Below are 11,891 nucleotides of genomic sequence, written 5' to 3' on the forward strand. Positions count from 1 at the left end.
ACGCCCGCCTCGGCGGCCTCCGGTGAGCGGCCGGCCGCGTCCGCGGCGCGGGCCGCCGCCCACGGCTCCAGCAGGAGGCGGAGCTGGTACAGGTCGGCCACCTGCTCGGAGGTCAGCACCGGCGCGACCGAGTAGCCGCGCAGCGGCTCCTTGGTCAGCAGGCCCTCCGACTCCAGCGCCGCCAGCACCTCGCGCACCGGCGTCTGCGAGACGTCCAGGAGTCTTGCCACGGCGTAGATGTTGACCCGGGCCCCGGCCTCCAGCTCACCGTTCATGATCAGGCTTTTGACGCTCTCGTACACGTCCTCGGTCAGGACGCTGCGCCTGGCGGCGCGTACCTGGCCCTTGAGGCGGTTCTCGATCTCGCTCGTCATCAGCGGGCTCCTGACGGGAATATACGTACCGGGGCGTGCCGGTTATGCCGGGTCTTGACGGACATAGTGCACTATCGGCAACATGCACGATATATCCAATAGGAAATAGTAACGAGGATCCGCTGTGTCCAGAACCATCCCACGGCAGCGTGGCACCGTCCACGGCCGGCTGCGCTGGTACATGATCAGCTTCGTCTTCGCCGGACTCGTCATCAACTATCTCGACCGCGCCAGCCTCGGCGTGGCCCTGCCGTTCATGGGCGAGACGTTCGAGCTGTCCAAGACCGAGGAGGGCATGATCCTCGCCGCCTTCTTCTGGTCCTACGACTTCTTCCAGCTCGCGGCGGGCTGGGTCGTGGACAGGTACGGGCCGCGCAGGACGTTCACGTTCGCGGCCGTGTGGTGGTCGGTCTTCACCTCGCTGACCGCCCTGGCCAGCAGCTTCGCCACGCTGTTCGGCGTACGGCTGCTGCTCGGCGTCGGCGAGAGCCCGGCCGCGACGACGAGCGCCAAGGTGGTGGGCCGGTGGTTCCCGCGGCACGAGCGGGCCTTCGCCACCGGCATCTGGGACTCCGGCTCGCGCGTGGGCGGGGTGATCGCGCTTCCCATCGTGACGGCGCTGATCGCGTGGCTGGGGTGGCGGTGGACGTTCGCCGTCATCGGCGTGATCGGCCTGCTGTGGGCGTACGGGTGGTGGAAGACCTACCGCGACCCGCAGGAGCACCCGAGGATCAGCGAGGACGAGCTGACCTACATCCGCGAGGGCGGGGCGCGGTGGGAGGGCGAGGAGGAGGGCGGCGCGCCCGCGCTGCGCTGGCGGGACCTGTTTCGCTACCGGACGATCTGGGCGATGATGCTCGGGTTTTTCTGCCTCAACATGGTCGTGTACTTCTTCCTCACGTTCTTCCCGACCTACCTGGTGGAGGAGCGGGGGTTCAGCCTGCTGAAGCTGGGGCTGTTCGGGGCGCTGCCGGGGCTGGTGGCAATCGCCGCGGAGTGGCTCGGCGGCTGGACGGCCGACCGCCGCATCAAGCGGGGCGACTCGGTGACGCGGGTGCGCAAGGTGTTCATCTCGGGCGGGTTCCTGGTGTCGACGGTCATCGGGCTGGCCGTGTGGGTGCCGCAGGCGTGGATGGCGCTGGCGCTGCTGTCGATCGCGTACGCGGGCTCGACGTTCGCCGCCTCCAACATCTGGTCGCTGCCGGCCGACGTCGCGCCCGCCGAGCGTCACGTGGCCTCGATCGGCGGGATCCAGAACTTCGCCTCCAACTTCGCCGGGATCATCAGCCCGATCATGGTCGGCGTGCTGGTGGACAGGACGGGGTCGTTCCTCGTCCCGCTGATGGTGATCTCGGCGGTGGCGCTGCTGGGGGCGGTCACGTACGCGGTGGTCCTGAAGCGCGTGACCCCGCTGGGCGCCCCGGACTGACCCCCGCACACGATGGGTGAGCCAGCAGAGGCGGGTCGATGGGCAGGGCAGGCGACAACAGGTCAAATGGCGGTGACGGGTCAGGGGGCGGGGCGGTGGAAGGTGGCGCGGCAGCGGTGGCGCTCCCGGGCCCGCAGCTGCTCGACGCGCACCGCCACCAGCCCGTCCGCGGCGAACGACTCGATCTCGGACGGCGTGAGCGGCCACGGCGGCGCGAACACCGGCCCGCCCTCCTCCCGCGCCGACGCGATCACCAGCAGTGTGCCGCCCGGCCGCACGAACGCGGCCACCGACGCGATCGCCGCCGCGTGCAGCTCCTCGGGCAGCGCCTGGACGGTCATGATCTCCACGACCACGTCGAACGCCTGCCGCCACTCGGCGGGCGGTTCGAGCAGGTCGGCGGCGCGGTAGTGCACCCGTGACCCGGGGAAGCGCTCCTTGGCCAGGCGTACGGCGGACTCGCTGACGTCGAAGGCGACCGTGTCGTAGCCGAGCCCCGACACGTACTCGGCGTCGTCCCCCAGCCCGCACCCGACCACCATCGCCCGCCATCCCCGCCCCGCCAGCCTCTGGCCGGAGGCCCACTCGACGAGCAGCGGGTGCGGCGAACGCGAGTCCCACGGGACGATCGCGCCGTCCGTCTCCGACTCCGCGTACAGCCGCTCGAACCACCCTGTCGCGTCCCCGCCCGCCAGCGATTCGGCGGCCAGCCGCCGGGCGTCCTCGTCCGGGTCCCTCTCCTCCATCGCGCCTCCAAGATCGAGATCGTCCGGTGGCCCCGGCCCCATGTCGCCTGGATTCAGCCGCAGCATGAGCCGCAGGGCGCGCAGGCGGGTCAGTGGCGGTAAGTGATCCACAAGCGCCGCAGACTACGCGTGAAAGGAGTCCTTCGCCAGTCGCCGCACCCGCTCCTCGTCCACCGTGTGCCCCATCCCCGGCTGCGTCAGCGGCACCGCGACCACGCCGCCGTTGGCGCCGACGATGGGCGTCACGATCTGGTTGTTGCGCGGGGGCTGCGTCACGTCGCACGGCAGGGTGCAGCCCGGCAGGCTGGCCACCGCGACCGTGGTGGCGCGGGCCAGGCCGGCGCCCTGGCCGCCCGCGCACTGGATGTCCCAGCCCGCGGCGGCGGCCCGGTCGTGGGCGCGGCGGGCCTCGCTGAGCGAGGGGAACGTGGTGGGCCGCAGCAGCAGCACCCGTGCCGCGCGCGGCGTCAGGTAGTCGTCGAGCTCGGCCGCCGAGCCGGCCTCGATCGCCACCGAGGCGGCCACCTGGTCCTGGAGGTCGGCGTGGGCCTGGACGTCGGTGATGGGGAAGGGCCGTTCGATGACCTCGACGCCGTACGAGTCCAGCGCCACGAGCTGCCCGTCCTCGGTGTAGGCCCCGCCGGCGTCGACGGCCAGGGTCAGGGCGGGGTAGGCCAGGCGCACGGCGCGTACGGGCTCGACGTCCCAGCCGGGCCGCACGTCGAGCGTCACGTGGCCGTATCCGGCGCAGACCTGCTGGTTGACCCGGGCGACCAGGCTCTCCAGCGACAGGTCGGGTTCGAGGCGGACGGTGGCCATCAGCGAGGTGCGCGTGCCGCCGATCGCGTGGGCCAGGGGCACGCCGCGCATCCTGGTCCACAGGTCCCAGCAGGCCATGTCCACCGCCGGGTCGCCGCCGGGCGCGTCGTCGGGGTGCTCCCAGTCGACGCCGATGAGCTGGGCGGCGAGCGTCTCCTCCAGCCTGGCCCAGGTCTTGGCCTGGGGCGACAGCGCCTCGCCCCAGCCGGTCATACCGGCGTAGTCGGTGAGCTTGACGAGCAAGGTCTCCGACCGTTTGCCGTACGGCAGCACCAGCCGGAAAACCTCCAGCTCCCGCACTCGCGGCATGTACCCCCCTCTGTTACGGACCGACTCCTTCCAGTGTGCCTGCCTTCGGGTGCTGGGCAAAACGCGGGGCCACGTACGCCGGCATGGTCACAGGGCCGTCCGCCTTAGGGCATCCGCGCCGTCAGGCCGTCGAGCAGCAGGTCGAGCCCGAACTCGAAGCGCGCCCGCCCGTCCTCGGCGATCATCACGTCCACGTGCTTGGTGGTGTGCGGGAACATCTCGGCCGGCAGCGAGCGGTAATAGCCCTCGATCTGCCCCACGAACGCCCTGAAGTACTCCTCCACCTCCTGGCCGGCGGCGCGCATCTTGGCGAAGTGCAGGGAGCCCTCGTAGGCGTCGCCGGAGATGTACAGCGCGAGCCGGTCGACGCCCAGCGCGGCGTCACGCGGTGTCATGCCCGCCTCGATGAGCAGCCCGAACACGTACTCGCCGACGCGCAGCGCGTTCGGCCCCATGGGGACGCTGGCCAGGCCCGCCCTGGCCACGTCGGCGTGCTCCCCGAGCACGCGGTAGACCTCGATCGCGTACTCGCGCAGCTGCTCCTTCCAGCGCGACGGGTCGGGCTCGGGCAGCCGGATCTCGCCCAGCACCCGGTCATAGATGAGCTCCAGGAGCTCCTCCTTGTTGGCGACGTGCGCGTACAGCGAGGCCGGTCCGGTGTCCAGCTCCTGCGCGACGCGGCGCATGCTGAGCCCGTCGAGGCCCTCGGCGTCGAGGATGCGCAGGCCCGCCTCGACGATCAGGTCCTGGCTGAGCTGCCGCCTGAGCGGGACGGATTTGCGGGACTTGCGCCACGGCGGGACCGGGACGTCTGCGTTGCTTCGGCTCATGTCCGGGCTCATGACGAACACTGTACTTGACACGAACGCTGTTCGTCACTAAAACGGTGTTCGTAACGAACATTGTTCGCCTTAAGAACGCTGTTCCGAAATGTGAGGAGCAACCATGACAGTGACCACCCCCCAGACGGGGACCGTGGTCCAGCCCTACCGGTGGCGCTGGATCGCCCTGTTCGTCATCCTGGCCGCCGAGGTCATGGACCTGCTCGACGCGCTGGTCACCTCCATCGCCGCGCCGACGATCCAGCGGGACCTGGGCGGCTCGTCGAGCCTGGTGCAGTGGCTGGTGGCCGGGTACACGCTGGCCATGGCCGTCGGCCTGATCACCGGCGGGCGGCTCGGCGACCTGTACGGCCGCAAGCGGATGTTCGTGATCGGCGCGCTCGGCTTCACCGCCGCGTCGCTGCTGTGCGGGGTCGCCATGAGCCCGGAGATGCTGATCGGCAGCCGGGTGCTGCAAGGGCTGTTCGGGGCCGTGATGCTGCCGCAGGGGCTGGGGCTGATCAAGGAGATGTTCCCGCCGCAGGAGATGGGCAAGGCGTTCGGCATGTTCGGGCCGGTCATGACGATCTCGTCCGTGGGCGGGCCGATCCTGGCGGGCTGGCTGGTGGACGGCGACTTCTTCGGCACCGGCTGGCGCATGATCTTCCTGATCAACCTGCCCATCGGACTGGCGGCGGCGCTCGCGGCGATCAAGTACCTGCCCGAGTACCGGCTGTCGAACGCCACCAAGCTCGACCTCGTGGGCGTGCTGCTGGTGTCGGTGGCCGCGTTCCTGCTGATCTTCCCGCTCATCCAGGGCCGCGAGCTGGACTGGCCCGCCTGGACGTTCGTGTCGATGGCCGCCTCCGCCGCGGTGTTCGCCCTCTTCGGCTGGTACGAGACGCGCCGCGCGAACTCCGGCAAGGACCCGCTGGTCACCCCCGGCCTGTTCCGCAAGCGCGCCTTCACCGGCGGGCTCGTGGCGGGGCTGGCCTTCTTCTCCGGCATGATCGGCCTCGGCCTGGTGTTCACCCTGTACGCGCAGGTCGGGCTCGGCTACAGCCCCCTGAAGGCGGGCCTGACCGCCCTGCCGCAGGCCATCGGCGGCGTGGTCGGCTTCGGCCTGGCGATGTCGGGGCTGCAGGAGCGGCTCGGCCGCGGGCTGCTGCAGATCGGCACCGTGGTCATGGCCGCCGGGGCGGCGGTGCTCGGCCTGACCATCCACCTGGCGGGCACCGGCATCAGCCCGTGGCAGCTCTCCCCCGGCCTGGCGCTGGTCGGCATCGGGATGGGGCTGACGATGGCGCCGTTCTTCGACATCGTGCTGTCGGGGGTCGAGCCGCACGAGTCGGGGTCGGCGTCGGGCACGCTGACCGCGGTCCAGCAGCTCGGCGGGGCGCTGGGCAGCGCCGTGCTGGGGACGATCTTCTTCAACCTGCTCAGGAGCCAGTGGAGCTTCGGGGCGGCGATGCAGGTGACGGTGTGGGTGGAGGTCGGGCTGCTGGCGCTGACGTTCGCGCTGTCGTTCCTGATGCCGCGCAGGGCTCGGGCGGAGGGGATCGGGCACTGACCGCCTGCACCAGGGGCCGCGGCCGCCGGCCGCGGCCCCTTCACGCCTTCGTGCTGATGTGGCGCTCCACCCACTGGGCGATGTCGCGGCGCTCGATCGTCGCGGCCATCAGGTCGGGGAAGGCGTCCGGCGTGCAGGCGAACGCGGGCACGCCCATCGCGGCCAGCGCGGCGGCGTTCTCGTGGTCGTAGAACGGCGCCCCCTCGTCCGACAGCGCCAGCAGCACGATCACCTGCACCCCGGCCTGCACCATCGAGGCGACCCTGCGCAGCATCTCCTGCCGGACGCCGCCCTCGTACAGGTCGCTGATCAGGATGAAGATGGAGTTGGCCGGCCGGGTGATGAGGCCCTGGCAGTAGGCGATGGCCCGGTTGATGTCGGTGCCGCCGCCGAGCTGGGTGCCGAACAGCAGCTCCACCGGGTCGTGCAACTGGTCCGTCAGGTCCACCACGGCCGTGTCGAACACCACCAGCGACGTCTTCAGCGACCGCATCGAGGCCAGCACCGCCCCGAACACGCTGGAATACACCACCGACGCCGCCATCGACCCGCTCTGGTCGATCGACAGCACGACCTCGCGCTGCACGGAACGCTGCCTGCGCGCGTAGCCGACGAGCCGCGACGGCACGACCGTGTTCCGGTCGGGCAGGTAGTTCTTGAGGTTCGCCCTGATCGTGCGGTCCCAGTCGATGTCGGCCACCCGCTTGGGGCGGTGCGTCCTGGCCGAGCGGTCGAGCGCGCCGGTGACGGCGGCCCTGGTCTTCTGGGCGAGGCGGCGTTCGAGCTCCTGGACGACCTTGCGCACCAGCGCCCTGGCCGACTCTCGGGCCTGGTCCGGCATGACCTTGTTGAGCGCCAGCAGGGTGCCGACCAGGTGGACGTCGGGCTCGACGGCCTCCAGCATCTCGGGTTCGAGCAGGAGCCTGGTCAGGTTGAGGCGCTGGATGGCGTCCTTCTGCATGACCTGGACGACCGTCGAAGGGAAGTAGGTCCGGATGTCGCCCAGCCACCGCGCCACGCGCGGGGCGGACGCGCCGAGGCCGCCCGCGCGGTCGTAGACGGCCGCCAGCGCCCTGTCCATGTCCGCGTCGGTGCCCTGGAGCCCGGCCGGGCCGCCGTCGGCGCCCTGGAGCCCCGAGCAGATGCCGTCGGCCTCGCCGCCGCCCAGCACCAGCCGCCACCTGCGCATCCGCTCATCCACGGGCCCTCCCCAGGATCGTCAGCACGGTCTGTGCGGCCGCGGCCGCACGTCGCTCGTCCACGCCGCGGTCGGCCGTACGCTCGGCGCGGTCGGCGGAGCGGACACGCTCACCGATCGCCCGGCGCTCCGGCGCGGCGAAGCCGCCGAACGTGCGGCGCAGCAGCGGCAGCACGTCCACGAACTGCTCCCCCGACAGCCCGGTCAGCCAGGCGTCCATCAGGCCGAGCAGCCGGGGGTCGTGCACCAGCAGCAGCCCACCGCCGCCGAGGAAGCCCTCGATCCAGGACGCGGCCCTGGTGGGGGCGTGACCCCTGGACATCGCCCGCGACATGCGGTCGCCGGCGCTGTCGCCGGCGCCGTCCAGCTCGCCCGCGTCGAGCAGGATCCTGGTGAGGCGGCCCTCGATGAGGCCGTGCAGGTCGGGGCGATCACTGATGCCGCGCAGGGTGACCAGCCACCGGCCGCGCGGCGACGCCTGAGGGGCGCTCTCGGCGGTATCAGGCCCTCCGGTGTCCTCCGACATCAGGGCGACCGCCGCGTGCACCCCGTCCACGCCACCGAGCAGCGCCGAGGCGGCCTCGTCGTCCAGCCCCGTGACCGCCACCGGCAGCCCGACGCAGATCCGGTCCAGCATCGAGCGCACGATCACCGCCAGCCCCTGCGCGGAGGTGCCGCGCACGTCGCCGTAGCGGTGGGCGCGCACCATCGCGGGCAGCGCCGCCATCAGGTGCGTGACGTCCGTGTCGAGCGCGGCCTTGGCCGACAGCGCGGACAGCACCTCCGGCAGCGCCTGCGGCAGGTCGGCCAGCAGGCAGCGCTCGACCAGCCCGGTCAGGTCGGCCAGCGTCACCGACGGGGCCGCGGCCAGGTCGCGGGCCCGCTGGGCGGCGGCGGAGGCGACGGTGACGCCGAGAGCGGCGGCCTCGATGAGCGCCAGGTCGAACTCGGGCCGCCACTGCAGCCGCCACGTCTCCCTGAACGTCCCCTTCCCCCTGGCCTGCCCCAGCGCCCCCCACCCGACGTCGAGCAGCAGCAGCCGGTGGAGCAGGTGGCTGCGTTCGAGGTCGAGCGGTTTACGCAGGTCGAGGCCCAGCTCACGGTCGAGCGCCTCGGGCTTGAGCTTGAGCCGCCGCTGCTGGTCGCGCAGGTCGCGCTGGAGCGGCACCATGGGCGTGCCGTCGCTGACGTGGCCGAGCCGGTCGCCGACGACCATGCGCCGCTGGATCAGCTCCACCGCCAGGTCGTCGCCCTCGCACAGCACCGCCCTGGCCGCCTCGGTGACCTCGCCGAGGCCCGCGAGGGGGCGTCCGCGCAGGGTGGCGAGGCTGTGCGCCAGGCGTACGGACTCGATGACGTGCGCGGAGGAGACGGGAAGGCCCTCGTCGCGCAGCACCGCCGCCGCCTCGGCCAGCCACCGCTCGACCGGGCGGTCCTTCGCGGTGAACAGGTGGTGGTACCAGCCGGGCGAGGCGATCCCCGCGCCGTAGCCGCTCCACCAGGCCAGCCGCCCGTACGTCCACGGCACCCACGTGAGCTGCGCCTTCACCTTGGGCAGCCCGCGCAGCAGCGCGTCGTCGGCCTTGGCGGGCGGCAGCGGGGCGCTCAGCGCGGGCACGTGCCAGGCGCCGCAGACCACCGCCACGCGTTCGTGGCCCTGTTTGAGGGCGGCGCGCAGGGTCCTGCGCATGTACGCCTCGCGCCGGGCCTCCCGCTCGTCCGGCTCGTGGCCCTCGCGGACGGCGGCCATGGCCTCGGCGATCACCTCGAACGGGGTGTCGCCGCGGTGCTCGACGACGTCCTCCCACCAGCGCTCGGGATCGTCGTAGCCGGCGGCCTGGGCCAGCGTGCCGATGGGGTCGACGCGCATGAGGTCGGCAGGCGGCTCAGGGGCGGCGTCGTCACCCGGCCCTGACCCCGGTCCCGGCCCCGGCGCCGCGTCGCCGTCGGGGGCCGTCGCAGGATCACCGTCGTCCTTGGGGCCTGCCGCGGCCGGACCCTGGTCGGCCAGGCTGTGGGCGGCCGGGAGGTCGCAGAAGCGCACCGGGATCCCGGCCCGCACGCCGTACAGGATCGCCTGCCACTCCGGCGAGAACCCCGCGAACGGCCAGAACGCCGCCTTGGCCGCCTCCCCCGGCACGTGCGCGAGCAGCGCGACCGGCGGCTCCAGCTCGGGGGCGAGCGCGACCAGCTCGTCGGCCTCCGGCGGGCCCTCGATGAGGATCACGTCCGGGCGCAGGCGTTCCAGCTCGGCCTGGACGGCCCGCGCCGACCCGGGCCCGTGGTGGCGCACGCCGAGAACGGAGACGACGCTCATGACACCTCGCGGCAGGCACGGTAGAAGTCGCGCCAGCCGGAACGCTCGCGCACCACGGTCTCCAGGTATTCACGCCACACCACCCGGTCCGACACGGGCTCCTGCACGACCGCGCCGACGATCCCGGCGGCCACGTCGGCGGGCCGCAGCACGCCGTCGCCGAAATGGGCCGCCAGCGCGATGCCGCTGGTCAGCACCGAGATCGCCTCGGCGGTGGACAGGGTGCCGCTGGGCGACTTGAGCTTCGTGCGCCCGTCCTCGGTCACCCCGGCGCGCAGCTCGCGGAACACCGTCACCACCCGCCGGATCTCGGCCAGGCCCGTGCTGGTCTCGGGCAGCTCCAGCGAGCGGCCGAGCTGGGTGACGCGGCGCGAGACGATGTCCACCTCCTCCTCGGCGGTGGCCGGCACCGGCAGCACGACGGTGTTGAACCGGCGGCGCAGGGCGCTGGACAGCTCGTTGACGCCGCGGTCGCGGTCGTTGGCGGTGGCGATGACGTTGAAGCCGCGTTCGGCCTGGACCTCGCGGTTGAGCTCGGGGATCGGCAGCGTCTTCTCCGACAGCACGGTGATCAGCGCGTCCTGGACGTCGGACGGCATGCGGGTGAGCTCCTCCACGCGGGCGACGCGGCCCTCGGCCATGGCCCGCATGACGGGCGAGGGGGTCATCGCCTCGACGGAGGGGCCCTCGGCCAGCAGGCGCGCGTAGTTCCAGCCGTAGCGGACGGCCTCCTCCGCCGTGCCGGCCGTGCCCTGCACCAGGAGGGTCGAGTCGCCGCTGATCGCGGCCGCCAGGTGCTCCGACAGCCAGGTCTTGGCCGTGCCGGGCACGCCGAGCAGCAGCAGCGCCCGGTCGGTGGCCAGGGTGGCGACGGCGACCTCGACGATGCGGCGGGCGCCCACGTACTTGGGGGTGACGCGTTCGCCGTCGCCCAGGATGTACGTGGTGACGGCCCACGGCGACAGCTTCCAGCCGGGCGGCCTGGGCCGGTCGTCGTCCTTGGCCAGCACCGCCAGCTCCTCGGCGTACTGGTCTTCCGCGTGGGGGCGCAGGACTGTCATATGAGCTCCTTCAACATGTCGGCACGGAAGCGCAGCAGGGCGGCGACCTGCTCGATGTGGGGGAAGGACTGCTGGGCGGACGGCATCTGCCCGCCGTCGAGGCCGAGCTGCTGGGCCTGGGGCGTGTAACGCTCGGCCAGGGCGGCCAGGGCGGGGTCGATGCGCTCGCCGGCGAGCTTGATCAGCTCGCCGAGGTTCCACGGCTGGGTGCTCGCCACCTTCACGATCTTGTGCAGCACCGCCGTCGCCAGCCCCTCCCGCCAGTGCGAGGACACGCCGCCGAGCACCATGATCAACTGGCTGTCCAGGTCGTGCTTGCGCACGAACTCGGCGGCGAGCTGCTGCTGCTCGTCCGGCCCCAGCGCCACGAGCAGGTCCGCGATCGGGTCCCACGCGAACATCGCCCGCGCCCACTCCGGGTCTCGTTGCAGCACCGCCGCCCGCACCCAGGCGGTCTTCACCTCGGCGTCCCAGTCGGGGATCTTCATCTTCAGCAGCCTCGCCGGGCCGCCCCAGAGCCCGAGCGGCGCGCGGGCGACCACCTGCTGCAGCCACCAGGCCCGCTCGCCGGTGCCACGGGGCGGCTTGGCGCGGACGCCGTCGCGCTCCATCGCCTTGTCGCACTCCGCGGGCGCCTCGACGACGATCGCCCGCCTGGTGATCGTCAGGCACCGCCGCGCCCGTACGGCCATGCGCTGGGCCAGCCGCGACTCGGGCAGGCGGGTGAGCAGGTTGGCCGCCTCCTGGCGCACCTCGCGGCGGCGGTCGTCCAGCGCCTGCTCTAGGAACGGCTCGTCGTCCATGCTCAGCCCGTCGGCCAGCACCTCGACGAAGGCCGCCCTGTCGTCCGGCCCCTCGCTCTCCCACGTCGTCTCCAGCAGCTCGCGGGCGTGCTTGGGCTCCTTCTCCCGCAGGTGACGCAGGTAGGCGCGGCGGTCGGCGGGGCTGCCCAGCTCCCACGCCTCGCCGGTCGGCTCCTCCAGCAGGTAGCCCCACTCCGGGTTCAGGGCCGCCAGCCACCTGCCCCGCTGCCCGGTGACCAGGCCGAGGTGCGCCCTGATGGACGGGTCGCGGCGGCCCCGGTCGAGCAGGTCCGGCAGGATGTGCGCCGGGACGCGGCGGCGGGCCTCCGCCGCGGCGGCCAGCCATTCGGGCAGCAGCCGGTCGTACTCGCCGCCGATGACCCGCGCCAGCCGCTGGGCGGCGCGCGGGGCCACGGCGGGCAGCTCCTCGGCGGGCGCGGGGGG

At 72.6% G+C, this 11,891-nt stretch carries 10 protein-coding genes; 2 read left to right on the forward strand and 8 right to left on the reverse strand.

All coding sequences use genetic code 11. From position 1 onward, the window contains the following. On the reverse strand, positions 1–374 hold a 374-nt coding region (locus tag KME77_RS27970), incomplete at its 3' end, for a GntR family transcriptional regulator (RefSeq protein WP_219471952.1). A 124-nt stretch (positions 375–498) separates the two neighbouring features. Here KME77_RS27970 and KME77_RS27975 point away from each other — a divergent pair. Next, on the forward strand, positions 499–1,803 hold the full coding sequence (locus KME77_RS27975; protein ID WP_219471954.1) for an MFS transporter: 1,305 nt from the start codon (positions 499–501) through the stop codon (positions 1,801–1,803). 80 nt (positions 1,804–1,883) lie between these two features. Here KME77_RS27975 and KME77_RS27980 read toward each other — a convergent pair whose 3' ends face one another. From KME77_RS27980 to KME77_RS27990, 3 genes are all read right to left on the reverse strand, one after another. After that, complete coding sequence (locus KME77_RS27980) at positions 1,884–2,549, reverse strand: class I SAM-dependent methyltransferase (RefSeq protein ID WP_219471955.1); 666 nt, start codon at positions 2,547–2,549, stop codon at positions 1,884–1,886. Positions 2,550–2,672: 123 nt separating this feature from the next. Continuing rightward, a complete protein-coding gene (locus tag KME77_RS27985; RefSeq protein WP_219471957.1) occupies positions 2,673–3,677 on the reverse strand; it encodes an enolase C-terminal domain-like protein in 1,005 nt (334 codons plus the stop codon). Between the two features lie 104 nt (positions 3,678–3,781). Continuing rightward, positions 3,782–4,507, reverse strand: coding sequence for a TetR/AcrR family transcriptional regulator (locus KME77_RS27990; RefSeq protein ID WP_246610871.1), 726 nt, complete (start codon positions 4,505–4,507; stop codon positions 3,782–3,784). A 115-nt stretch (positions 4,508–4,622) separates the two neighbouring features. Here KME77_RS27990 and KME77_RS27995 point away from each other — a divergent pair, with 115 nt between their 5' ends. Continuing rightward, positions 4,623–6,068, forward strand: coding sequence for an MFS transporter (locus tag KME77_RS27995; protein WP_219471961.1), 1,446 nt, complete (start codon positions 4,623–4,625; stop codon positions 6,066–6,068). A 40-nt stretch (positions 6,069–6,108) separates the two neighbouring features. Here KME77_RS27995 and KME77_RS28000 read toward each other — a convergent pair whose 3' ends face one another. From KME77_RS28000 to KME77_RS28015, 4 genes are all read right to left on the reverse strand, one after another. Next, the gene (locus KME77_RS28000) at positions 6,109–7,257 is read right to left on the reverse strand and encodes a VWA domain-containing protein (protein ID WP_219471968.1); all 1,149 of its coding nucleotides are present in this window, start codon (positions 7,255–7,257) and stop codon (positions 6,109–6,111) included. A 4-nt stretch (positions 7,258–7,261) separates the two neighbouring features. Beyond that, positions 7,262–9,583 (reverse strand): DUF5682 family protein, encoded by a 2,322-nt coding sequence (locus KME77_RS28005; RefSeq protein ID WP_219471963.1) that lies wholly within the window; start codon positions 9,581–9,583, stop codon positions 7,262–7,264. Continuing rightward, positions 9,580–10,644, reverse strand: a complete 1,065-nt coding sequence (locus KME77_RS28010) for an ATP-binding protein (protein WP_219471965.1) — start codon at positions 10,642–10,644, stop codon at positions 9,580–9,582. The genes KME77_RS28005 and KME77_RS28010 overlap by 4 nt, the downstream gene beginning before the upstream one ends. Further along, positions 10,641–11,891 (reverse strand): DUF5691 domain-containing protein (locus KME77_RS28015; RefSeq protein ID WP_219471967.1); only part of this gene is annotated, 1,251 nt, incomplete at its 5' end. The genes KME77_RS28015 and KME77_RS28010, both read right to left, overlap by 4 nt.

The sequence above is a fragment of the Nonomuraea rhizosphaerae genome (assembly GCF_019396405.1).
GTDB classification, from domain to species: domain Bacteria; phylum Actinomycetota; class Actinomycetes; order Streptosporangiales; family Streptosporangiaceae; genus Nonomuraea; species Nonomuraea rhizosphaerae.